General features: G+C 67.3%; 22 protein-coding genes. 12 read left to right on the top strand and 10 right to left on the bottom strand.

Features of this window, described 5'->3' with window-relative positions; translation table 11 throughout:
- Position 1 precedes the first annotated feature (1 nt).
- Positions 2-406 (top strand): hypothetical protein, encoded by a 405-nt coding sequence (locus ACXJJ8_RS03550; RefSeq protein WP_499026956.1) that lies wholly within the window; start codon positions 2-4, stop codon positions 404-406.
- 3 nt (positions 407-409) lie between these two features.
- On the opposite strand, the gene ACXJJ8_RS03545 is transcribed toward ACXJJ8_RS03550, so the two are convergent.
- The 5 genes from ACXJJ8_RS03545 to ACXJJ8_RS03525 all read right to left on the bottom strand — a co-directional run bounded on the left by ACXJJ8_RS03545 (position 410) and on the right by ACXJJ8_RS03525 (position 4,737).
- Positions 410-1,150, bottom strand: a complete 741-nt coding sequence (locus ACXJJ8_RS03545) for an arginyltransferase (RefSeq protein ID WP_499026954.1) — start codon at positions 1,148-1,150, stop codon at positions 410-412.
- A gap of 71 nt (positions 1,151-1,221) precedes the next feature.
- Positions 1,222-2,364 carry an RNA polymerase sigma factor gene (locus ACXJJ8_RS03540; protein WP_499026952.1) on the bottom strand — a complete coding sequence of 381 codons (1,143 nt, stop codon included), beginning with the start codon at positions 2,362-2,364 and terminating at the stop codon, positions 1,222-1,224.
- Between the two features lie 34 nt (positions 2,365-2,398).
- Complete coding sequence (locus tag ACXJJ8_RS03535; RefSeq protein WP_499026951.1) at positions 2,399-3,250, bottom strand: putative signal transducing protein; 852 nt, start codon at positions 3,248-3,250, stop codon at positions 2,399-2,401.
- 1 nt (position 3,251) lies between these two features.
- Positions 3,252-4,139, bottom strand: a complete 888-nt coding sequence (locus tag ACXJJ8_RS03530; protein ID WP_499026950.1) for an acyl-CoA thioesterase — start codon at positions 4,137-4,139, stop codon at positions 3,252-3,254.
- Between the two features lie 28 nt (positions 4,140-4,167).
- A complete protein-coding gene (locus ACXJJ8_RS03525; RefSeq protein ID WP_499027197.1) occupies positions 4,168-4,737 on the bottom strand; it encodes an N-acetylmuramoyl-L-alanine amidase in 570 nt (189 codons plus the stop codon).
- 55 nt (positions 4,738-4,792) lie between these two features.
- Here ACXJJ8_RS03525 and ACXJJ8_RS03520 point away from each other — a divergent pair, with 55 nt between their 5' ends.
- The 7 genes from ACXJJ8_RS03520 to ACXJJ8_RS03490 all read left to right on the top strand — a co-directional run bounded on the left by ACXJJ8_RS03520 (position 4,793) and on the right by ACXJJ8_RS03490 (position 10,925).
- Positions 4,793-5,305: an MOSC domain-containing protein gene (locus tag ACXJJ8_RS03520; protein ID WP_499026949.1), complete on the top strand. Its 513-nt coding sequence runs from the start codon at positions 4,793-4,795 to the stop codon at positions 5,303-5,305.
- On the top strand, positions 5,302-5,829 hold the full coding sequence (locus tag ACXJJ8_RS03515) for an alpha/beta hydrolase (RefSeq protein ID WP_499026948.1): 528 nt from the start codon (positions 5,302-5,304) through the stop codon (positions 5,827-5,829). The genes ACXJJ8_RS03520 and ACXJJ8_RS03515 overlap by 4 nt, the downstream gene beginning before the upstream one ends.
- 1 nt (position 5,830) lies before the next feature.
- A complete protein-coding gene (gene rlmKL / locus ACXJJ8_RS03510; protein ID WP_499026946.1) occupies positions 5,831-7,990 on the top strand; it encodes a bifunctional 23S rRNA (guanine(2069)-N(7))-methyltransferase RlmK/23S rRNA (guanine(2445)-N(2))-methyltransferase RlmL in 2,160 nt (719 codons plus the stop codon).
- The gene (locus tag ACXJJ8_RS03505; protein WP_499026945.1) at positions 7,987-8,568 is read left to right on the top strand and encodes a class I SAM-dependent methyltransferase; all 582 of its coding nucleotides are present in this window, start codon (positions 7,987-7,989) and stop codon (positions 8,566-8,568) included. Before rlmKL ends, ACXJJ8_RS03505 begins: the two co-directional genes overlap by 4 nt.
- 133 nt (positions 8,569-8,701) lie before the next feature.
- Positions 8,702-9,559: a pirin family protein gene (locus tag ACXJJ8_RS03500; protein ID WP_499026944.1), complete on the top strand. Its 858-nt coding sequence runs from the start codon at positions 8,702-8,704 to the stop codon at positions 9,557-9,559.
- A gap of 87 nt (positions 9,560-9,646) precedes the next feature.
- Positions 9,647-10,060, top strand: coding sequence for a hypothetical protein (locus ACXJJ8_RS03495; protein WP_499026942.1), 414 nt, complete (start codon positions 9,647-9,649; stop codon positions 10,058-10,060).
- Between the two features lie 4 nt (positions 10,061-10,064).
- The gene (locus ACXJJ8_RS03490; protein WP_499026940.1) at positions 10,065-10,925 is read left to right on the top strand and encodes a pirin family protein; all 861 of its coding nucleotides are present in this window, start codon (positions 10,065-10,067) and stop codon (positions 10,923-10,925) included.
- A gap of 381 nt (positions 10,926-11,306) precedes the next feature.
- On the opposite strand, the gene nfi is transcribed toward ACXJJ8_RS03490, so the two are convergent.
- The 4 genes from nfi to ACXJJ8_RS03470 all read right to left on the bottom strand — a co-directional run bounded on the left by nfi (position 11,307) and on the right by ACXJJ8_RS03470 (position 16,697).
- Positions 11,307-11,990, bottom strand: coding sequence for a deoxyribonuclease V (gene nfi, locus ACXJJ8_RS03485; RefSeq protein WP_499026939.1), 684 nt, complete (start codon positions 11,988-11,990; stop codon positions 11,307-11,309).
- 47 nt (positions 11,991-12,037) lie between these two features.
- Complete coding sequence (locus tag ACXJJ8_RS03480) at positions 12,038-12,469, bottom strand: DUF3592 domain-containing protein (protein ID WP_499026937.1); 432 nt, start codon at positions 12,467-12,469, stop codon at positions 12,038-12,040.
- 30 nt (positions 12,470-12,499) lie between these two features.
- Positions 12,500-16,009 (bottom strand): transcription-repair coupling factor, encoded by a 3,510-nt coding sequence (gene mfd / locus ACXJJ8_RS03475; RefSeq protein ID WP_499026935.1) that lies wholly within the window; start codon positions 16,007-16,009, stop codon positions 12,500-12,502.
- A gap of 109 nt (positions 16,010-16,118) precedes the next feature.
- Positions 16,119-16,697, bottom strand: coding sequence for a GNAT family N-acetyltransferase (locus ACXJJ8_RS03470; protein WP_499026933.1), 579 nt, complete (start codon positions 16,695-16,697; stop codon positions 16,119-16,121).
- A gap of 126 nt (positions 16,698-16,823) precedes the next feature.
- Here ACXJJ8_RS03470 and ACXJJ8_RS03465 point away from each other — a divergent pair, with 126 nt between their 5' ends.
- Positions 16,824-17,768 (top strand): cation diffusion facilitator family transporter, encoded by a 945-nt coding sequence (locus ACXJJ8_RS03465; RefSeq protein ID WP_499026931.1) that lies wholly within the window; start codon positions 16,824-16,826, stop codon positions 17,766-17,768.
- A gap of 3 nt (positions 17,769-17,771) precedes the next feature.
- Here the strand turns inward: ACXJJ8_RS03465 and ACXJJ8_RS03460 are convergent, their stop codons facing one another.
- A complete protein-coding gene (locus tag ACXJJ8_RS03460; RefSeq protein ID WP_499026930.1) occupies positions 17,772-18,629 on the bottom strand; it encodes a 23S rRNA (adenine(2030)-N(6))-methyltransferase RlmJ in 858 nt (285 codons plus the stop codon).
- A 38-nt stretch (positions 18,630-18,667) separates the two neighbouring features.
- On the opposite strand from ACXJJ8_RS03460, the gene creB reads away from it, so the two are divergent.
- The 3 genes from creB (at position 18,668) to creD (ending at position 22,194) form a co-directional block, all read left to right on the top strand.
- The gene (gene creB / locus ACXJJ8_RS03455; protein WP_499026929.1) at positions 18,668-19,333 is read left to right on the top strand and encodes a two-component system response regulator CreB; all 666 of its coding nucleotides are present in this window, start codon (positions 18,668-18,670) and stop codon (positions 19,331-19,333) included.
- Between the two features lie 6 nt (positions 19,334-19,339).
- Complete coding sequence (gene creC, locus ACXJJ8_RS03450; protein ID WP_499026928.1) at positions 19,340-20,755, top strand: two-component system sensor histidine kinase CreC; 1,416 nt, start codon at positions 19,340-19,342, stop codon at positions 20,753-20,755.
- Between the two features lie 86 nt (positions 20,756-20,841).
- Positions 20,842-22,194, top strand: coding sequence for a cell envelope integrity protein CreD (gene creD / locus ACXJJ8_RS03445; RefSeq protein ID WP_499026926.1), 1,353 nt, complete (start codon positions 20,842-20,844; stop codon positions 22,192-22,194).
- The last annotated feature ends 2 nt before the right edge of the window (positions 22,195-22,196 follow it).

Below are 22,196 nucleotides of genomic sequence, written 5' to 3'. Positions count from 1 at the left end.
GATGAACGAATCCGAAGGCTACGCCGTCTACTTCTTCCCGCAGGCGCTCGAAGCGTTGGGCGAGGCGATCAAACCCTACCTGCGCGAGGGGCCGGGCGGCGAACATGTGCTCTGCCACGAAATCGACACGGCGGGCGCGTTGCTCGAAATGACGATCCAGGCGCAGTCCAACGACGGCCGCACCGTCGCCCTGGAATTGATGGTGCCGCAGTCGATGGTGCGGATGGTCGTCTCGGCGCACAGCGAAGCGGGCTTCGGTTTTTCGCAGCGCGTCGCGCCGGCGTTGATGGCCTCGCTGCCGCCGGTGTCCGCGGCGGCGCCGGCGGCACAGGCGCCGACGCAGGCGGTTCCGCAAGCGGTCGAAACGCCGAAGGCCGAAAGCACGCAGTTGCCGCCCGAAGGCTGAGGCTTAGGCCAGCGCCTGCCAGGCACGCCCGTCGAAGGATTCCAGCGGACGGAAGCGCCGCTTGTAATCCATCTTGTCGTGCCCTTCGATCCAGTACCCGAGATACAGGTGCGCGCGATCGTCGCGCTGCGCCCACGCGATCTGCCGCAACAACGACAAGGTCCCCAACCCGCGCTCGGGCAGGTCGGGATCGAAGAACGTATAGACCGCGGACAACGCATTCTCGACGACGTCGGTGATCGCCACCGACAACAACTGCCCGGGCCCCTTGCCCTGGCTGCGCTCGCGCAATTCCATGAAACGCCCGTGCGACCAACTGCCGATCAGGAATTGGTCGAATTCGATGCCGCCATGCTCGTCCATCCCGCCACCGCGATGCCGCGCACGCAGGTAGCGCTGATACAACGCCAATTGTTCTTCCGTGCGCTCGGCCGGCACGATGCGCGCCTCGATGTCGGCATTGCGCGCAAGGCAACGGCGCTGGCTACGACTGGGCACGAACTGCGCGACGGGAATGCGCACCGCGACGCACGCGCGGCACCCCTGGCAATGCGGCCGATACACGATGTCGCCGGAGCGGCGGAATCCCCAACCCAACGCGAGCGGATACAGATTGGGCATGCGCGGATCGCGCGGATCGAGCACGAGGTCGCGGGCGATGCGCGTGGGCCAGTAACCGCACGCGTGGTCGCCGGTGTGGAAGACGCGGAGCTCGTCCTGGTCCGGGGTGTTGTTCGCGCCCATGGGTCGAGCATACCGCCATCGAATGCGAAGACGTTGTCGCGCCGTCGTCACGCGGCGTCGTGAAATCCGCGTCAGAACGTAATGCGGCCCGCCGCCACCAGGCCGGCGATCAGCCCGCCGAAGCCGCCCAGCGAACCGACGACCAGGCCGACGCGGCACAACATGCGCTCGCGGCGCCTGCGCCTGGCCGCGCCTTCGGGGTCGACGCGCGCTTCGACGGCGAAACGACGCGCTTTCGCGCGCGGCTGCACGACACCGGTCTGCCAGAACACGATGGACATGAACACGCAGGTCGCCACCGTCGCCGGTACCCACCCGCGGGTGGAGGTCGTGGTCAGCAGCATGGATACCAGGTAACCGATGATCGCCAACACGTTCACGATGGCCGAACGGGTGAGTTCGCGCCGTTCTTGCGCGTCCATCGCTTCGCCCATCTGCTTGCGCCAGCCCCAGAAGACGCTCGCGCTCGCCGCCACCAGCCCGATGCCGATGCCGGTCGCGGCGCCGAGCAACACCTGGCCGATCGTCTTCGCACCCAGGCCGGCGCCGCCGATCATCGTCGCGGCGGCAGCCGATGGACTCGCCACCACGAGCGCACTGGTCACAATGGTCGCGAACGCGGCGGCCGGGGCCGAACCTTTCGCGAAATCGGCGAACCGCTCGAGCAAATCTTCCTGGACCTGTTGGCGCGCGCGCGACAGGCGCTTGCGCACCGCGGCGTCCGACAAGCCGAGCAGCGCGGCGACCTGCCTGGAACTCTGTCCTTCGCGGTAGAACAGCAACAAGGTTTCGCGGCTGTCCTCGGGCAAGGCGGAAATCACGTCGGCGGCGGCGCCGTGCCGCTCGGCGTCGATCAATGCGTGCAAAGGCGAAGGCGCGGGATCGGCGGCGGCGGCGATCGCGGCTTCCATGTCGTCGACCGGGAAGGGGCCACGCACTTTCGCGCGCAGGTGATCGCGCGCCAGATTGCGCGTGATCTGCCGCAGCCATGGCAGGAAGCTGTCCGCATTCTGCAGTCGGCGCAAGTGTTGCCACGCGCTCAGGAACGCGTCCTGCGCGATGTCCTCGCTGCTCGGCACGTCGCGCACGATCGCCAGTGCGATCGCGGTGATCGTGTTCTGGCAGGCGACGACGATGCGCCCGTAGGCAGCGCGGTCCCCGTCGCGCGCGGCGGGGAGTTCGAGGCGGATCAGCTGGTCGACGGTGGTGTCCATGCGTATCCAGACGTGGGCGCGCGCCCGATGTGACTCAACGCACCGAAAGGACGCGCAGCACGCGCCAGGTGGCCTCGGTGCGCCGGACCAGCAGTGTACGGACCTGCGTGGCCTGCGCGCCTGCGCTGGTGACCGCAAGCTCCACCGTGCCGGTGCCCGAGCCGTCGGTGCGGTAGCCGCGGATGTCGATCAACACCGATGCCGTCGCCGTGGTGTCCGTGCAATCCATGCGTGCCGTCGAAGCAGGAAGGGCGGCAAGCTGCGACTTCGTGGCCACGACGCCATCGATGCGCAGGCAAGCCACCGCCGGTGTGTCCGTGGCCAGCTCGACGCCGGCCAGCATCGTCGCAAGCGCGGGCGGCGTTTCGACGGGATAGGCCCCCGGCACCGGTTCGGCGGGCGCCATGGAACGCGCAGCCGCGGGGGCGCGCGCATCGGGCCGATGTTTGTCGACGACCGCGGGCGCGACGGCCGCCGCCGTATTCGCCCGATGCGCCGCAACCCACGCAAGCCCGACCGCGACGACGATCAGGACCAGCAACCCGATCTTGTAACGGAAGGCGCGCTTGGTCGGCGCCGCCGCGGCGCGCACTTCGAAATTCCCAATCGCAGACTCGGGCAGGAAACTGTCGCTCCCGCCGCGCGTGGAATCGAGCAGGCCCGCTTCGCGCAGGATCTGCCGTGCCCGCGGTTGGTCTTCCGAGCGCACCACCCACACTGCGGGAATGGGCGACCCCATTTCGGATTCCTTGTACGTGCGCCGCCCGCTCCACGCGCTCTTGTAGGACCGCCCGTGCGTGATGCGCACCTCGATGCCTTCGTCTTCCAGCAGCTTCGCGATGCCTTCGACGTTGTGGATGCGCGGGCTGGAAAAGACCTGCCGCATCTCAGCCCTTCGCTTCGTCGACGACGCGGATCAGGCCTTCCTGCGCCGTGCTCGCGACCAGCTTGCCGGAGCGATCGTAGATCTGGCCGCGGGCCAGGCCGCGCCCCTCCTGCGCCGTCGGGCTGTCGATGGAATACAGCAGCCATTCGTCCGCGCGGAAGGGACGATGGAACCACAGCGCGTGATCCAGCGAGGCCATCAACACATTCGGTTGGTAATAGCTGATCCCGTGCGGGAAGGTCGCGGTGCCGAGCAGATGGAAGTCAGACGCATACGCCAGCAATGCGCGATGCAACTCCGGCGCATCGCCGACACGCTCGCCCAACCGGAACCACACGTGCTGGAAGGGCGGGCGCTTGGGCGGATTGAGCTCGTCGCGCGGATACACGTGGCGGAATTCGAACGGCCCCTGGCGCGACAACCAGCGCTGCACCTTCGAGGGCAAACGTGCGAGATGGTCGGGCGTGAGATCGGCCGTCGGCGCGATGTCCTCGGGCATGGGCACGTCGGGCATCGAGAGTTGATGCTGGCCCTGGCCTGCTTCGGCGCGCTGGAAGGAGGCGGCGAGGAAGAAGATCGGCTGGCCGTGCTGCACCGCGGTCACGCGGCGAACGGAAAAGCTGCCGCCGTCGCGCGTGCGGTCGACGAGATAGACGATCGGTGCATCGATGTCGCCCGCGCGCAGGAAATACGCATGCAGCGAATGCGCCGCGCGCGCTTCCTTCACTTCATCCATCGTTGCCTGCGCGGCCGAGAGCGCCTGCCCGAGCACTTGCCCGCCGAACACGTACTTGGTGCCGATGTCGCGGCTCTGGCCGCGGAACAGGTTGTCCTCGAGGCGTTCGAGGGACAGCAGTTCGATGAGTTCGGAAACGGGAGGCGCGGTCATGGGCGCAGTATAGACGGCGCCTCTTGCCTCAAGGCTCGAACCGCTTCAAGCGGACCGCGCGCAGCACGCGATCCCAGGGAAACAACGGCCCGGGATCGCGCTTGCGATGCACCAGCTTCGTCGGGTCGTCTTCAGCAGGCACGGTCGTCGTGTCCAGATCCTCGTGCCCCGTGATGAATTGCAGCGCCGGATAGTCTTTCGCCAACACGTTCAGCAGGGCGATCAACGCGATGATCTGCGCATCGGTGTACGGCTCGTCCATCGCCTGGTGGGTCGCATCCAACCAGTTCGGGTAGCGCCCGGTGTTCACCAGTTCGATGCCGATCGAACGCGGGTTGTAACCGCGCGTGTGGTTCGCCACGCGCTCGAGCGACACCCACAGGTGCACCGTGCCGTCCCGGTCGATGTAATAGTGGCCGCTGTTGCCCTGGCCCGAATCGGGATAGCGCACGCGCTCCCCATAGTCACGCGCGGTCGCCAGGTCCGGCAGTTCCGTGCAATGGATGACCACCAGGTCGATCTGCGCACGCGGGCGCGCGTCGAGCTGGGCTTCGTAGGGCAGGGGCGTGGTTTCGACCGGAAGCTCCGGCGGCGGCATGGGCACCATGGCCACGATGCTAGCATCGCAACGTTTCCTCCCCCGAACGTCAGAAATGCCTGCCATCCCGCCCCCCGGTTCCGCGCTCGGCCGCCTCATGGCGACACTGCCGCGCGCCGGCCGCGTGGAATGGATCGGCGTGCGGCCCAAGCGCGACGTGCCGATGGCGCCCATCGACGCGGTCGAAGCACGGGCGGGCAAGGGCCTGGTCGGCGACCGTTACACCGGCGGTAGCGGCAAGCGCGGCGTCACGCTCATCCAGGCCGAACACCTGCCCGCGATCGCGTCTCTGGCGGGCCACGAATCGGTGTCGCCCGTCTTGCTCCGCCGCAACGTCGTGGTCTCCGGCATTCCGCTGATCGCGTTGAAGGGCCGGCGCTTCCGTATCGGCGACGTGGTGCTCGAAGGCACCGATACGTGCGATCCGTGCTCGCGCATGGAGGAAGCCCTGGGCCCCGGTGGGTTCAACGCGATGCGCCACATGGGCGGGTTGTGCGCGCGCATCGTGGAAGGCGGGCAGTTCCGCATCGGCGACGCGGTGTCGGCGATCGAAGACAAGGACGGTTGATGCGCGGTCATTGCATTTTGTCGCACGGGTTCGAAAGCGGACCCGATGCCACCAAGGTCACGGCGCTCGCCGAGGTGGCCGAACGTTTCGGCTGGAGCCACGAACGACCGGATTTCACCGACCTGGATGGAAAGCGCGAGGTCAGCGATCTCGGTGATGTCGCGGCGCGCGTGAAGCGTTTGCTGCGCATCGCTTCCGAAGCCGCGGCGAACGGCCCGATCGTGCTCGCCGGTTCGAGCCTCGGCGCATGGATCTCCGGCCACGTGTCCTTGCAGGTGCCGGTCGCCGGTTTGTTCCTGATGGCGCCGCCGATCCATTTGCATGAGGCGCATCCGTTCGATGCCGCAGGCGTGCCGACGTCGATCATCCACGGTTGGGAGGACGAACTGATTCCTCCGCGCGATGTCGTCGCATGGGCGCAATCGCGTCGTGCCTCGCTGCTGATGGTCGACGACGGCCATCGCCTCACCGCGCATGTCCAGGCCAGCGCCGACGCGTTCGCTGCCCTGCTTGCGAAGCTCTGACATGAAGTTCTTCGCCAGCTGCGGCAAGGGTCTCGAATATCTGTTGACGGACGAGTTGCTCGCGCTGGGTTGCGCGCGCGCGACCGCGACGATGGCAGGCGTGAACGTCGAAGGTGAACTGCTCGACGCGCAGCGTGCCGTGCTGTGGTCGCGCCTGGCCAGCCGCGTGCTGTGGCCGATCACCGAATTCGATTGCGCGGACGAACATGCCTTGTACGCGGGCGTGTCCGCAGTCGATTGGGAAACACACCTCGGCCCGGGCCACACGCTCGCCGTGGACGCGCACGTTTCGGGCGAAGCGCTGACGCACGCGCGTTACGCCGCGCAACGCGTGAAAGACGGCGTCGTCGACGTGCTGCGCCAGAAAACCGGCGCGCGCCCCGATGTCGACATCGAATCGCCGGACGTGCGCCTGAACCTCGTCGTGCGCAAAAACCGCGCGATCCTGTCGATCGATCTGGGCGGCGGTCCGCTGCATCGCCGCGGCTGGCGCAGCGCGCAGGGCGAAGCGCCGTTGAAGGAAAACCTCGCCGCCGCGGTGTTGATGCGTGGCCAATGGCCGGCGATGTATCGCGATGGCGCGGGGCTGCTGGATCCTATGTGCGGCAGCGGTACGTTGCTCATCGAAGGCGCACTGATGGCGGGCGACGTGGCGCCCGGCCTGCAGCGTCACGGTGCCGCGATGCCGACGCGCTGGCGCGGGTTCGATGCCGCCGCATGGAAAACGCTGGTGGAAGACGCGCAACGCCGCCGCGATGTCGGGCTGCTTGCGCTACGCCCGGCGTTTTTCGGCAGCGACGCCGACGCACGCATCCTCGAAGCCGCACGCGGCAACGCGCAGGCGGCTGGCGTCGGCCATGTGCTCGACCTGCACCCGACATCCGTCGAATCACTCGCGCGCGCAACCGACTTCGGCCCGCGTGGCCTCGTCGTCTGCAATCCGCCCTACGACGCGCGCCTGGCGGCCGATCCCGCGCTCTATCGCGCACTCGGCGACGCACTGCGCCGCAACGCGCCGGAGTGGCGTGCCAGCCTGCTGTGCGGCGACGACGAACTCGCACGCGCCACCGGCCTGCGCGCGAACAAGCGCTACCAACTGTTCAACGGCGCGATCGAATGCACGCTGATCGTGTGTGACCCGATCGCGCCTCCGCAGCGTTCGGTCGATGCACCGCCGCCCGTTTTGTCGGAAGGCGCGCAGATGGTCGCCAACCGCCTGCGCAAGAATTTGAAGAAGCTGAAGACCTGGCGCGAGCGCGAAGGCATCGACAACTTCCGCGCCTACGATGCGGACCTGCCCGAATATGCCGCCGCGATCGACGTCTATACCGACGCCGATTCGCGCGAGCAATGGCTGCACGTGCAGGAATACGCGGCGCCGGCGGAGATCCCGGAAGAGACCACGCGCAAGCGCCTCAATGCATTGCTGGCCGCCGCGCGCGACGTGTTCGGTATTCCGAAAGAGCGCATCGCACTCAAGACGCGCAGCGTCGGCAAGGGCGGCAGCAAGTACGGCCGCTTCGACCGGCGGGGTGAATATCTCGTCGTGCGCGAAGGCAATGCGCGCCTGCGGGTGAACCTGTTCGATTACCTCGATACCGGCGTGTTCCTCGACCACCGCCCGCTGCGCCTGCGGATCGCGAGCGAAGCGCGCAACAAGCGCTTCCTCAATCTGTTCTGTTACACGGGCGCGGCAACCGTGCAGGCCGCGCAGGGCGGGGCGTCGAGCACGACGAGCGTCGACTTGAGCGGCACTTACCTGCAGTGGTTGACCGACAACCTGTCGGAGAACGGGATCGGCGGCGGCCGTCACCGCCTCGTACAGGCCGACGCGATCCAATGGCTCCTCGCCGACCGCGGGGACTACGATCTGATTTTCTGCGACCCGCCCACGTTCTCGAACTCCGCGCGCGCGAACGACTTCGACGTGCAACGCGAACACGTGCGCTTGCTGCGCGCCGCGCTGATGCGGCTGGCACAAGGTGGCTCGCTGTATTTCTCGAACAACTTCCGCCGCTTCAAACTCGACGAAGTGGCCCTGTCCGATATCGCGTCGATCGAAGACGTCACCCCGTCCACGATCCCGCCGGACTTCGCACGCGACGCCCGCATCCACCGTTGCTGGCGCTTGCGGCGCCTGGGCATGGACGCGCGGGGATGAACGCGCGGGCTGGCTGGTTGGCGCTGTTCGGACAGTGGTTGCGCAATCCGCTGCAGACCGCGTCGATCGCGCCCTCCAGCCGTGATCTTGCGCAGGCGATGGTCGATGAATTGCCGCACGACACGCGACGCGTCATCGAACTGGGTGGCGGCACCGGCTCGGTCACGCGCGCATTGATGGCACATGGATTGCGTGGCAACGACCTGCTGGTCATCGAGCTCAGCGAATCGCTGCACGCACATCTGCGCAAACGCTTCCCCGCGGTGCGCGTCGCGTTGGGCGATGCGAGCGACCTGCCGCAGATCGCCGCGCATTGCGGATTCCTTGCGGGCGGTTTGGCCGATGCGATCGTGTCGAGCCTCGGTTTGCTCGCGATGCCCGAAGATCTGCAGCAACGCATCCTCGCCGCGTCCTTCGCCTGCCTGCGCCCCGGCGGACGATTCATCCAGTTCACGTATGGCCCGCAGGCACCGGTTTCCGAATCGGTGCAGCAGGCGTTGCGTTTGAAAGTGCGGCGGGGCGGCTTCGTCCTGCGCAACGTGCCACCGGCGACGGTGTACGTTTACGAGCGTAGCTGAGCGGCTACAGGCGCCGATATGTCGGTGGATTGATCTGACTCCCGCCTTTCCAAACCCTGCGTTCCACCCACGGCACTGGCATCCCCCGGCGCCCGCCTCCATCGTTCCGGCATCGCAACGAAGGAGGTTCCCCATGTCCACCACTTCCCGGTCCACGGCGCGCGTCGCCCGCAAGCTGCGCGGCCAGCCGACGTCCGACGGCGCCGGCGTGAAGCTCACGCGCGTGATCGGCACGCCCCAGCTCGACATGCTCGACCCCTTCCTGATGCTCGATGAATTCGGCACCGACAAGGCCGAGGATTACCTCGCCGGGTTCCCCGACCATCCGCATCGCGGGTTCGAGACCGTGACCTACATGCTCGACGGGCGCATGCGCCATCGCGACAACCACGGCAACGAAGGCCTGCTCGTGCCGGGCAGCGTGCAATGGATGACGGCCGGCCGCGGCCTGGTGCACAGCGAGATGCCCGAGCAGCAGGAAGGCCGCATGCGCGGGTTCCAGTTGTGGGTGAACCTGCCGAAGGCCAACAAGATGGACGCGCCGCAGTACCAGGAGTTCGCGCCCGATCGCATTCCGGTGGCGCAGCCCGCGCCGGGCGTGTCGGTGAAGGTGATCGCCGGCAGTGTTGGCGAGGTGCGCGGCCCGATCGTGCAGCCTGCGACATCGCCGGTGTATCTGGACATCGAACTCGCGCCCTCGACCACGTGGTCGTATGCGTTGCCGGAAGGGCACAACGCGTTCGCGTATGTATTCGAAGGCGATGCGTCGATCGGCGAAGGCGAGGACGCGCGTGCGCTTGCGAAGCAGGAACTCGCGGTGCTCGGCGGTGGCGATACGCTCGTTGCCTCGTCGGGTGCCGAGGGTGCGCGTTTCATCCTCGTGGCCGGTCGCCCGTTGCGCGAGCCGGTCGCGCGTTACGGCCCGTTCGTGATGAACACGAAGGAAGAGATCATGCAGGCCTTCGCCGATTTCCAGGGCGGCCAGTTCTGAGTCTTTCGCGCCGTCGTCGCGCGATGACGGCGCGGTTCAGGAATGCGTCCTAGACTTGCGGCCACACCCATGCAAACGGAGTTGCCCATGCTTCGCACGACCCTCGCCGCGCTGCTCGCGGCCTGCACCCTGACCGCCTGCGCCAGCAACGCGTCGGGCGGTGGCGGCACGACTTCGCAGGAGACCACGATGCGTTCGATCACTGCCGGCGCGTCCGAGAAGCTCGCGCCGAAGGAAACCGTCCGCTTGCCCGACGGTGCGACGTTGCAGTACGTGTCGGTGACGCAGGATTCGCGTTGCCCGCCGAACGCGCGCTGCATCCGCGCGGGTGATGCCGACATCGAGTTCGTGTTCGCCAATGGCGCGCAGGCGACGGTGAAGGCGAACCTGCCCGAAGCGCCGTCGAAGAACATGGGTGCGTGGCGGTTGACCGTCGAAGCGCTCGAATTCACCGAGAACCCGGCCGTCACGATTCGCGTGGACGCCGCACAGCAAGGGTAGAAAGATGACCACGATCGTTGCGCCGCGTGTCCATGATCTCGGCGGTTTCCAGGTGCGGCGCGCCGTGCCGTCGATCCAGGCGCGCAGCGTGGGGCCGTTCGTGTTCGTCGATCACATGGGCCCGGCGTTGTTCGAGCCGGGCCGCGGCATCGACGTGCGTCCGCATCCGCACATCGGCCTGGCGACGGTGACCTTCCTGTGGGCAGGCACGATTTCGCATCGCGACACCTTGGGCAGCGTGCAGGACATTCGTCCGGGCGATGTCAACTGGATGACGGCGGGGCGTGGCATCGCGCATTCGGAGCGCACGCCGCCGGGCACGCGCGAGGCCCCGCATCCGGTGCATGGGATGCAGACGTGGGTGGCGTTACCGAAGTCGCATGAAGAAACCGAACCTGCGTTCTATCACCACGCGGCGGATGCGTTGCCGTTGATCACGCAGCCGGGCGTCACCTTGCGCGTGATCGCGGGGCGTGCGTTCGGCGAGGAGTCGCCGGTGGCGGTGTTCACCGATACGTTCAACGTCGCGGTCGACATGGCGCCGGAGGCGGAGTTCGAGGTCGACGCGCGTTCGGTCGAGCGTGCGTTGTACGTGCTCGAGGGGAAGGTGCAGTTGGATGGCACCGACATTCCCGAGCAGCACCTGGTCGTGCTGGATCGCGGTGTGAAGCATCGCGTGCGTGCGCTCGGCATCGTCAAGGCGATGTTGTTGGGCGGTGATCCGCTGGATGGGCCGCGGCACATGTGGTGGAACTTCGTGTCCTCGTCGAAAGAGCGCATCGAGCAGGCGAAGCAGGATTGGCTGGACGACAGGTTCGGGAAGATCGCGGGCGAGACGGAGTTCATTCCGTTGCCCGAGCGTTGACCGGTTGCGCCCGAACGGGCGCCGTCCGTCCGAAATGCCTGCGCCCGGCGCACGGCGCGCGAATCAGGTCCATATTCATCGCTGCCCGACGACTGGACGGCTTTCCCGACCAGCGAACTTCGAATTTGGTGGTGATGTCCCCTTGAACGCCCTGACTGCCGTTGAACTGGAAATCGCGTCCTTCTCCGCAATCCTTCGCCGTTGCTTCCGCGGCGCGAGTTGGGAGGCTGTCAGCTACTACGCGGAAGATGCGTGGTCGGCGGCACCCGACAGGGCCATTTCACGGTGGCAGGACGTTGAAGCGCGCGTCCGGACAGCATGGGAAGCCGCGGAAGCCGTGGCCCGATTGCGCCGCGCGGATGACGCCCCGAAACCGCCCAACTAAACGCGCATCCCCCGCGCCCCCAGATGCTGCGCCATCTGCACCGGCTCGGGCATCCGCTCTTCGGCAACGAACCGCTTCACCAGATCCGCAGCCGACGCCATCGCAACCCGATGCCCCGGCGAGACGATGATCGGCGTGACCTCGGGCTTCGAACGCAACACCCAACCGATCTGCTCGCCGTGATCGCGCAGCGCCGTATACGCCCCACGCACCTGCTGCAGGTCCGCCGCCGTGCCCAGCAACAACTTGTTGCCGATGCCGATCGTCGGCAACCCCGACACCACGCCGAAATGCGATGCGATCCCGAAGCGCTGCGGATGCGCGATGCCATCGCCGTCGAACAACACCAGGTCCGGCGCCTGCGGCAACATGTCGAGCACGCGCAACAACGCCGGCATCACCTGGAACGACAGGAACCCGGGGACATACTTCGTCGACGCCGACACATGCGCCACCTGCGCATCGATCAAGTCCAACGACTCCGCGTCGATCAACACCGCGACCGCGCGCGTCCGCGTCCCCTCGTCCTCCATCGCCACCGCGAACCCGGCGACGGCACGCAACGGCGAACGGAAACCATCGCGCAGCAACACGCGCCGCGCCATCAGGTCCTGCATGGCGCGCGCCTGCGCGACACTGCCGTCCCAAGGGTCGAGGGGATTGGGTTCGAGATTGGCCATGGGTCAGAGCATACCGGCCGCGCGCGAAGGTGCCGGCCAAGCGGCCGTCACGCCAGCGCCGCCCAGGCCCAGCCGCACAGCGCGGCCAGCACCAACAAGGTGGCGAGCGCCACGATGTTCCCCGTGCCGCTGCCCGGGATCATGACCGCACGGCCTGGCCGCGCCGGGTCGTAATACACGTCCACCATGCTCCCCCTGCGCAGCCCGTGCATCACCTCGAGCGCCTCGCCGAAGGCCAATAGCGCCATCGGGCGATAACTCAGCCGCCGCCCACGGTAAGCGCGGCCGTCGACGGCGTAACTGTAATGCGCGAACACCGAATGCCGGCCCTCGCTCTGGGGATCGCCGATGTCGCTTTCCTGCCAGATGCGCTCGAGCGTGCCCGTCGTATGCGACCAGTGCAGCGAATCCAGGCCGAGCCGGATGTGCCACGCCTCGCGCGCGGCGAGGGCGAGCAAGGCCAGGATGATGCAGGCCATCCATGCATTCACGACGTCCCCCTCGGCCGATCAGGCCGCCCGCTGCAATGCCGTCAGCAGTCCCCGCGCAGCCTGCACCCGCGCGGCGGCATCGGGCAAGTCCAGCTTCAGGCGCAGCTTGTCGGGGCCGTCCATCGCGTAGTGCTGCGGCTGCTTCTGGATCATCCGGATGACCGTCATCGGGTCGACATCGGGCTTGGACTCGAACTGCAAACGCCCGCCCGCCGGCCCCAGGTCGATCTTGCGAATGCCGATGCGCGTGGCCTGCAACTTCAGCTCCGCGATCGCGAACAGATGCTTGGCAGCGTCCGGCAACAGGCCGAAACGATCGATCATCTCGACCTGCAGGTCGCGCAGTTCATCGGCCGAACGCGCGCTGCTGATGCGCTTGTACAGCGTCAGGCGCGCGTGCACGTCCGGGAGATAATCGTCGGGAATCAGCGCCGGCACGTTGAGCACCACTTCGGCACCGCGATGTTCGAAGTTGGGATCCTCGTCGGGCAGCTTGCCTTGCCTGATCGAACGTACGGCGCGTTCGAGCAGTTCGGTGTACAGGCTGAAACCGACTTCCGCCATCTGGCCGCTCTGGTCTTCGCCGAGCAGTTCGCCTGCGCCGCGGATTTCGAGATCGTGCGTGGCGAGCGTGAAGCCCGCGCCGAGTTCGTCCATCGACGCGATCGCTTCCAGGCGCTTGCGCGCATCGGCGGTGATGCTGCGGTTGTCGGGCGCGACCAGATACGCATACGCACGATGGTGCGACCGCCCCACGCGCCCGCGCAGCTGGTGCATCTGCGCCAGGCCGAGTTTGTCGGCGCGGTTCATGATGATCGTGTTCGCGTTCGGGATGTCGATGCCCGACTCGATGATGGTCGTGCACAGCAGCACGTTGAAGCGTTGCTTGTGGAAGTCGAACATCACGCGTTCCAGCTCGCGCTCGGGCATCTGGCCGTGTGCGATGCCGATGCGCGCCTCGGGCACCAGGTCCTGCAGGTCGCGCTGCATGCGGCCGATCGTTTCGACGTCGTTGTGCAGGAAATACACCTGCCCGCCGCGCGCGAGTTCGCGCTGGTGCGCTTCGCGCAGCAAGGCGCCATCCCACGGCGTGACGAAGGTCTGTACCGCAAGGCGATGCGCCGGCGGGGTGGCGATGATCGACAAGTCGCGCAAACCCGCCATCGCCATGTTGAGCGTGCGCGGGATGGGCGTGGCGGTCAGCGTGAGCAGGTGCACGTTCGCACGCAACGCCTTCAAGGCTTCCTTCTGGCGCACGCCGAAGCGCTGCTCTTCGTCGACGATCACCAGGCCCAGGTCCTTGAAGCGCACGTCCTTCTGCAGCAGCCGATGCGTGCCGACGATCACGTCGATCTTGCCTTCGGCGAGTTTGTCGAGTTCGGCCTTGATTTCCTTCGTGCTCTTGAAGCGCGAGAGCACCTCGACCTTCAAGGGCCAATCGGCGAAACGATCGCGGAAGTTGCGGTAATGCTGTTCGGCGAGCAGCGTCGTCGGCACGAGGACGGCGACTTGCTTGCCGCCGGTCGCCGCGACGAACGCCGCGCGCACCGCGACTTCGGTCTTGCCGAAACCCACGTCGCCGCACACGACGCGATCCATCGGCTGCGACGAGGCGAGATCGCGGATGACCGCTTCGATCGCCGCGTGCTGGTCGGGGGTTTCCTCGAAGGGAAAGGTGGCCGCGAACGGTTCGTACAACGCGCGATCCACGTCGAGCGCGATGCCTGCGCGCGCCTGCCGCCTGGCCTGGATCTCGAGCAGTTCGGCGGCGACGTCGCGCACCTTTTCGGCGGCCTTGCGCTTGGCCCTGGTCCACTGCTCGCCGCCGAGGTTGTGCAACGGCGCGGTTTCCGGCGACGCGCCGGAGTAACGCGAGATGCGATCCAGTTGCGCGACCGGCACGTACAGCCGATCGCCCTTCGCGTACTCGATTTCTAGGTATTCGGCGGGCGTGCCGCCGGCTTCGAGCGTGACCAGGCCCCGATAACGGCCGACGCCGTGGTCTTCGTGGACGATCGGCGCGCCTTCGCTCAACTCCCCGAGGTCACGGATGATCTGTTCGGGTTCGCGGCCCGCGCGCTTGCGGCGACGCGGTTGCGAGGCGCGTTCGGGGAAGAGTTGGCGCTCGGTGAGCAACGCGATCGGCGTGCCACCGACGAGTTCGCCGTCGAGTGCGAAGCCGTCTTCCAGCGGTGCGACCGCGATGGCGAAGCGCATTGTGCCCGCAAGGAACGCGTGCCAGTCGGCGACGGTTTCGGGCTTCACGCCGGCGGCGTGCAGCACATCGAGCAAGGCCTCGCGACGGCCCGCGGAATCGGCGGCGATGAGCACGCGGCCGGGATACGTCGAGAGGAAGGACTGCAGCGGGCCTGCGCCGGCTTCGCGGGCCGCGATCGGCACATCGGGCGCGGGTTGATCGCCGAGCGCCAGGGCTTTCGCCGACTTCGCATCCTCGCCGCCAACCACATCCACGCGCGGGCGCGCATTCAATGTCTCGCGCAATTGATCGGGCGTGAGGTACAGCTCGTTCGGCGGAAGCAGCGGGCGTTCGATGTCGTGGCGGCGTTGCTCGTAGCGTTCGGCGGTTTGCGCCCAGAACACATCCGCGCACGCGAGCGCGCCTTCGGTGACGATCGGCAACATCCGATCGCCGAGGTAATCGAACAGCGTCGCCGTCGTGCCTTCGTTGCGCGTGGCCTCGAAGAACAAGGGCAGGTAGTACTCGATGCCCGCGGGCGCCAGGCCGACCTTCAGGTCCTGGAACAGCGCGCTGCGGCGCGTGTCGATGTCGAAGCGCTCGCGCAGTGCATCCATCGCACGCTTGCGTGCCTCGTCATCGAGCGGAACTTCGCGGCCCGGCAGCAGTTGCACCGCATCGACCTTCTCGAGCGAGCGCTGCGATTCGGGGTCGAACGCGCGGATCGAATCGATCGCGTCGTCGAACAGCTCCACGCGATACGGCTCGTGCGCTCCCATCGGATACACATCGAGCAGGCCGCCACGCACAGCGAAGTCGCCCGGATCGAACACCTGCGGCACGTTGCGATAGCCGGCGCTTTCCAGGCGGCGCTTTTCCGCGTCGAGATCGAGCACCTGGCCGACGCGCACGTCGAAAGTGTTGCCGACGACGTAACGCATGGGCGCGACGCGTTGGAGCAGCGTCTGCACCGGCACGACCACGATGCCGCGCTTGAGCGTCGGCAGTCGCAGCAGCGCGGCCAGGCGCTGCGACACGATGTCGGCGTGGGGGCTGAACTGGTCGTAGGGCAGCGTTTCCCAGTCGGGGAAGGGCAGCACCGGCAGGGCGGCGTCTTCGCCGAGCAACGTGCGCAGGTCCGATTCCAGCTGGTGCGCCCCGTGGTTGTCCTTCGCGACGGCGAGCACCGGACCGTCGTGCACGCGGGCGGCGCGCGCGATGTGGAAGGCAAGCGCGGAGGCGGAGGCAGGTGCGCGCCACCAGGTGCGCGATTGTCCGGCACGGGGGAGGGGCGGGGCGTTGTTGCCGGGGTCTTGCGGGGTATCGTTCATGCGCTCGCAAATAGCTGGCACCGCCGGGCGCGCGATGCGCCCAGCGGAGGGAGCGCAATTCTATCGGAAGCGCATGTCACGGCCGCGCTTCGCGCACCGGAACAACCGACTACGCGGCGCGCGGTTCGTCGTGCGCGTGTTCGCCGCGACCGGGTTGCAAATCGAGCACGACGCGCACCAGTCCCGGTTGCTGCGTTGCCTCCCGACGGAAGCCCAGGGACTGCGCGAGCGCAAGCATCGGTTGGTTGTGCTCGAGCACGTCCCCCCACAGGCGTTCCAGGCGGCGGCCCTTCGCCCAGCGCACGAGGCGGCGCATCAGGTGCCGTCCCAGGCCCAGGCCCGAGATGTAGTGGCTCACTAGGATGGCGAATTCGGCTTCGCGGCCGCTGTCGGAGATCGATGCACGCGCCACCGCGCCGACCAGGGCTTCGCCCGGCGGCAAGGGCTCGGCGGCGACGAGTGCGAATTCGCGCTTGGCGTCGGGACGCGCGAGCTTTTCCGCCATTTCGGGCGTCAGCTCGCGCACCGCGTGCAGGAAGCGCTGGCGGATCTCGTCGGGTTCCAGCAGCGCGAAGCCTTGGCGCAGCGGGTCGGCGTCTGCCGGCCGGATCGGCCGGATGAGCACCTCACGGCCATTGCTGAGCCGGATTTGCTCGTGCCACGGGGGAAGTCGGTTGCGGGCCGCCATTCAGCGACATTGCCAGAGGTCAGGTGAAGCCCAGCTCTAGACGGGTGGCTAGCAGGCCGCCAACACCGGGTTTAACGGGGGCAATTGTTATCCTGCGGGCTCCCCTGTTCATGTACAGAAACGCCAATGGCCGGTAGCGGCGACTCCAATCGCGCAATTCTCTTCGCCCTCGGGGCCAATTTCGCCATCGCCTGCGCCAAGGGCGTGGCGGCGTACTTCACCAACTCCAGCGCGATGATCGCCGAAACGGTGCATTCGCTGGCCGACTGCGGCAACCAGTTGCTGTTGTTGCTGGGCCTCAGGCAGGCCAAGCGCCCGCCGAACAAGGACTATCCGCTCGGCTACGGCAAGGCGATCTATTTCTGGTCCTTCCTGGTCGCGCTGATGCTTTTCTCCGTCGGCGGCATGTTCAGTCTCTACGAAGGAATCCACAAACTGCATAACCCCCAACAGATCGAGCACTGGTGGTGGGCGGCCGGCGTGTTGACCTTCGGCATCGTCGCCGAAGGCATCTCGATGCGTGCGTGCATGCAGGAAGTGAACAAATGCCGCGGCGATCGTTCGTTGTGGCAGTGGTTCCATGAGAGTCGGCAGGCCGAACTCGTCGTGATCTTCGGCGAAGATCTCGCGGCCTTGCTGGGCCTGGTGTTCGCACTGATCGCGATCGGGCTCTCGGTGGCCACGGGCGACCCGACATGGGATGCGATCGGCACGATCGGCATCGGCGTGTTGTTGATCGTCGTCGCGGTGTTCGTGGCCGTCGAAGTCAAGGCGCTGCTGATCGGCCAGAGCGTGGATGTCAACGTGCAGGCCGACATCCGCGCCTTCCTCGAAGCGCGCCCGGAAATCGCGCGCGTGCTCAGCCTGATCACGCTGCAGCTGGGCAACGAGATGATGGTGTCGGTGCACGCGGAGATGCACGAAACCGACACGTCGCGTGCGTTGATCGACGGCATCAACGCGATCGAAAAAGACCTGAAGGCGCGTTTCCACACCGTCCGCTGGAGTTTCTTCGAACCGGAGATGCCGGGCTGCGGCACGGCCGACCAGGATTACGGGCCGGCGATGTAAGCATCAGGCCGGCGCGCGCAACCATTCCATGTGCGCGTTGCCGCCGGTCGGTTCCTGCAAGGCATTGCGCAGGGCATTCAGGGTCGGCTTGAACTGCCTGTCGAATTGCCAGGGCGCATTCAACAGCAGCAAGCCGCTGCCGTTCATGCGCAGGGGCGAGTCGTCGGGCCGCACCAGCAACTCGATGACGAGCGCCGATCTGGCTTCGATCGCCGCGGCCCGCCGATAGAAGGGTGGCAACGAGCGACGCAACTTGATCGGATACCAAAGCGCGAACATGCCTTGCGGCCAACGCTGCAAACCGTCGCGCAAGGCGGCGATCGCGAGATCGAATTCCTCCAGTTGCGCTTCGTACGGCGGGTCGATCAGTACCAGGCCGCGCGAAAGGCGCGTCTGCCCCGAACGCGGCGGGAGCAGCGCTTTCATCGCCGCGTAGCCGTCGGTGCGTTGGTGCACGATCACGCGCGGATCGTCGCGGAACTCGATATTCAGGATCGAGGCTTCGTCGGGCTGCAATTCGCAGCAGGCGATGCGGTCCTGTTCGCGCAGCGCATGGGAGAGCAGCCACGGGGAACCGGGATAGGCCCGCGGGCCATGCGCCGCGCGGCAGGCATCGATGGCGGACAGGTAGCGGCTGATGTTCACGTCGCCGGTGGCGCGGAGCCTGGCGACGCCGCCCTCCGACTCGCCCGTTTTCTGCGCGGCTTTCGCATCGAGGGAGTACAGCCCGCGCCCGGCGTGGGTATCGAGCGCGAAGCACGCGCCCGGCTTGGCGCGCAGGGACTCGCACAGCGCGAGCAGGGCGACGTGCTTGAGCACGTCGGCGTGGTTGCCGGCATGGAAGGCGTGGCGATAGTTCATGGTGCGCAGGATAGCCGGTGGGCGGCTATGCTCCGCGCATGCGCCTGCTGCTTGTGGAAGACGAGACCGCCATCGCCGACACCGTGGCCTATGCCCTGCGCGAGGACGGTTTCGACGTGCGCCATTGCCTGACCGCCGGCGACGCGCTCCGCGCCTCGGCCGAAGGGCGTTTCGACCTGGCGATCCTCGACGTCGGGCTGCCGGACCTCGGCGGTTTCGCGCTCTGCCGCGAGTTGCGGCGCGGTGGCGACCTGCCCGTGATCTTCCTCACCGCGCACGCGGCCGAAGCCGAGCGCGTGCTGGGCTTCGAACTCGGCGCCGACGATTACGTCACCAAGCCCTTCTCGCCCCGCGAGCTGGTGGCGCGCGTGCGTGCCGTCCTGCGGCGCGTGGCCGCGCACGCGGCGCCGGCGCCGGGGCACGGCTTCGCGCACGATGCCGAAGGCCACCGCATCCGCTGGCGCGGGCGTTGGCTGGACCTGACGCGCTACGAATACGGCCTGCTCGCCGCGCTGTTGCAGCGCCCCGGCGCCGTGCTCACGCGTGCGCAATTGATGGACCGCGTGTGGGGCGATGCGCTGGAGAGCGGCGACCGAACGGTGGACACGCACGTCAAGACCCTGCGCGCGAAATTGCACGCCTTCGACCCTTCCTGCGACCCGATCCGCACGCATCGCGGCATGGGCTATTCGATCGACGCCTGAGGCCGCATGCGCATCGGCCTTCGCGTTTTCCTGGGGTACTTCGCGATCGTCGCGCTCGCGGCCCTGCTGCTCGCGCGCGTGTTCGTCGCCGAGGTGAAGCCCGGCGTGCGGCAGGCGATGGAAGATACGTTGGCCGAAACCGCCAACCTGCTTGCCGAGATCGCGACCGACGATTTCCTCGCCGGCCACATCGCCGACGGGCGCTTCGCCGAGCGCGTGGAGGCGGTGAAAGCGCGCGACCCGGGCGCGCAGATCTGGGGCTTCCAGAAGCGCGCGGTGACAACGCGCATCTACGTGACCGATGCGCGCGGCATCGTCGTGTTCGACAGCGCCGGGCGCGATGTCGGCAGGGATTATTCGCGCTGGAACGACGTGTATCGCACCTTGCGCGGGCACTACGGCGCGCGTTCGACGCGCAGCGATCCCGATGATCCTAATTCGACCGTGATGCACGTGGCCGCGCCCTTGCGCGATGCGAGCGGGCGCATCGTCGGCGTGCTGACCGTGGCCAAACCGAACCAGACGCTCGCGCCCTTCATCGCACGCAGCCAGGCCAAGGTCATGAAGTGGGGCTGGTTGCTGATGGGCGTGGCCTTGTTCATCGGATTGGCGACGGCGTGGTGGTTCGCGCGACAACTCGGCGCATTGCAGCGTTACGCGCACGCGGTGACGGCGGGCGAGCGCGCAACGCTGCCGAACGCCGCCGGCGAGTTCGGCGAGCTGGGGCAGGCGCTGGAAACGATGCGCACGCGGCTGGAAGGCAAGCAGTACGTCGAGCAATACGTGCATACGCTGACCCACGAGATGAAGAGCCCGCTCGCCGCCATTCGTGGCAGTGCCGAGTTGCTGGAAGGGCCGATGGCCGAAGCGGACCGCGCGCGGTTCGCCGGCGCCATTCGTGCGCAGAGTGAACGCCTGGCGCAGATGATCGACAAGTTGCTGGCGCTGGCGGCGGTGGAGCACCAGCAGACGCTCGAAGTGCGCGAGCGCCTGTCCTTGAACGACGTCGCCGCCGATGCGATCGCGCATTGCGCGAAAGGCGACGTCGAGATCCGCCACAACGGTGGCGAATGCCACGTGGCAGGCGACCCGTTCCTGTTGCGGCAGGCCATCGTCAACCTGCTCGACAACGCCGTGTCGTTCTCGCCGAAGGGCCGCCTTGTCGATGTCGACGTCGCTTCCGATGGACAGGGCCGGTGCCACGTGCGCGTGATCGATGCCGGCCCCGGCATCCCGGACTACGCGATGCCGCGTGTCTTCGAGCGCTTCTACTCCTTGCCGCGTCCGGAAGGCGGCAGCCGCAGCAGCGGCCTGGGCCTGTGTTTCGTGGCCGAGGTGGCCGCGTTGCACGGCGGCCGCGCGACACTCGGGAACGTCCCGAACGGTGGGGCGATCGCGACGCTCGAACTGCCCGAGGCCTGACTTCACCCACGCCACACACGCCCGCCATCGGCGCTGCACCCGACGGCGCGAGGCTGCGCGCATCCCGGCCAGGAAAGGACCCTGCCATGCGCTTCGCCTTCAAAGCGGTCATCGTTTTCTTCCTCACGCTCGGCTTGTTGATCCCCTTGATGCTCATCCACGGGACCATCCAGGAGCGCGAGGCCTATCGGGAGCAGGCGATCGCGAACGTCGCGGCCACCAGCGCCGGCAAGCAGGCCGTGTTGGGGCCGGTGCTGGTCGTGCCTTATGTCGAACTCGTCGAGCAGGACGAAGTCACGCCGCAGGGCACGCGCAAGGTATTGCGCGAGCAGGCGGGCAAGTGGACCTTCTTCCCCGAAACACTCGCGATCGACGGCACGATGAAGCCCGACACGCGCAGGCGCGGCCTGTATCGCGTGCCGGTGTACGAACTGGACATGCATGCGGTCGCGGCGATTCGCGCGCAGATTCCCGCCGATGGCGTGCGTCCGCGGCGCATCGGGCGGCCCTTCCTCAGCGTCGGTGCCTCGGATGTGCGCGGGTTCGTCGGGACGCCGGCGTTGAAGGTCAATGGCAAGCCGGTGGCATTGAAGGCGGGCTTCGGAAGCCAGCCGATCGGCGGCGTGCACGCACGACTGGACGCGCCGGCCGCAGGGCAGGCGCTGGCGCTGGACCTGGCGTTCGATGCGGTGATCGGCGGGACCGAAGCGCTCGCCCTGGTGCCGATCGCGCGCGACAACCGGTTCGCACTGAAATCGTCGTGGCCCGATCCGATTTTCGGCGGCAGTTTCCTGCCGCGCACGCGCACGGTGGATGCCAACGGGTTTCGCGCGCAGTGGGAGATCTCCTCGCTGGCGACGAGTGCGCAAACCTCCTTCGTCGAGGCGAACGAACCGGCGAGCCTGCTGCGACTGGCTTCGATGCGCGGCGCGGATACGGCGACCTCGGGCATCGCGACCTCGGGCATCGACGCGGTGGGCGTGACCTTGTTCGATGCGGTCGACAGCTATACGTTCGCCGATCGCGCGACGAAGTACGGGATCCTGTTCGTGCTGCTGACCTTCGTCGGCTTCTTCATGTTCGAGCTGATCAAGCAGTTGCCGATCCACCCCATCCAGTACGGCCTGGTGGGCCTGGCGCTGGCGATCTTCTTCCTGTTGCTCGTGAGCCTGAGCGAGCACATCCCTTTTGGTTCGGCCTACCTTGCGTCGGCTGCAGCGTGCATCGGGTTGCTCGGGTTCTACCTGAGCGCGGTGTTGCGGAGCGTGCTGCGCGGCATGGGGTTCGCGGGGATGTTGGCGCTGTTGTATGCGGCGTTGTATGGCGTCCTGGTATCGGAAGACAACGCGTTGGTCCTTGGCGCCGGCCTGCTGTTCGTCGTGCTCGCGACGGTCATGGTGGTGACGCGCAAGGTGGATTGGTACGCGTTGCAGCGCTGAGC

The sequence above is a fragment of the Lysobacter sp. P5_C4 genome (assembly GCF_054049695.1).
This window is presented reverse-complemented; position numbering and strand designations above follow the sequence as displayed.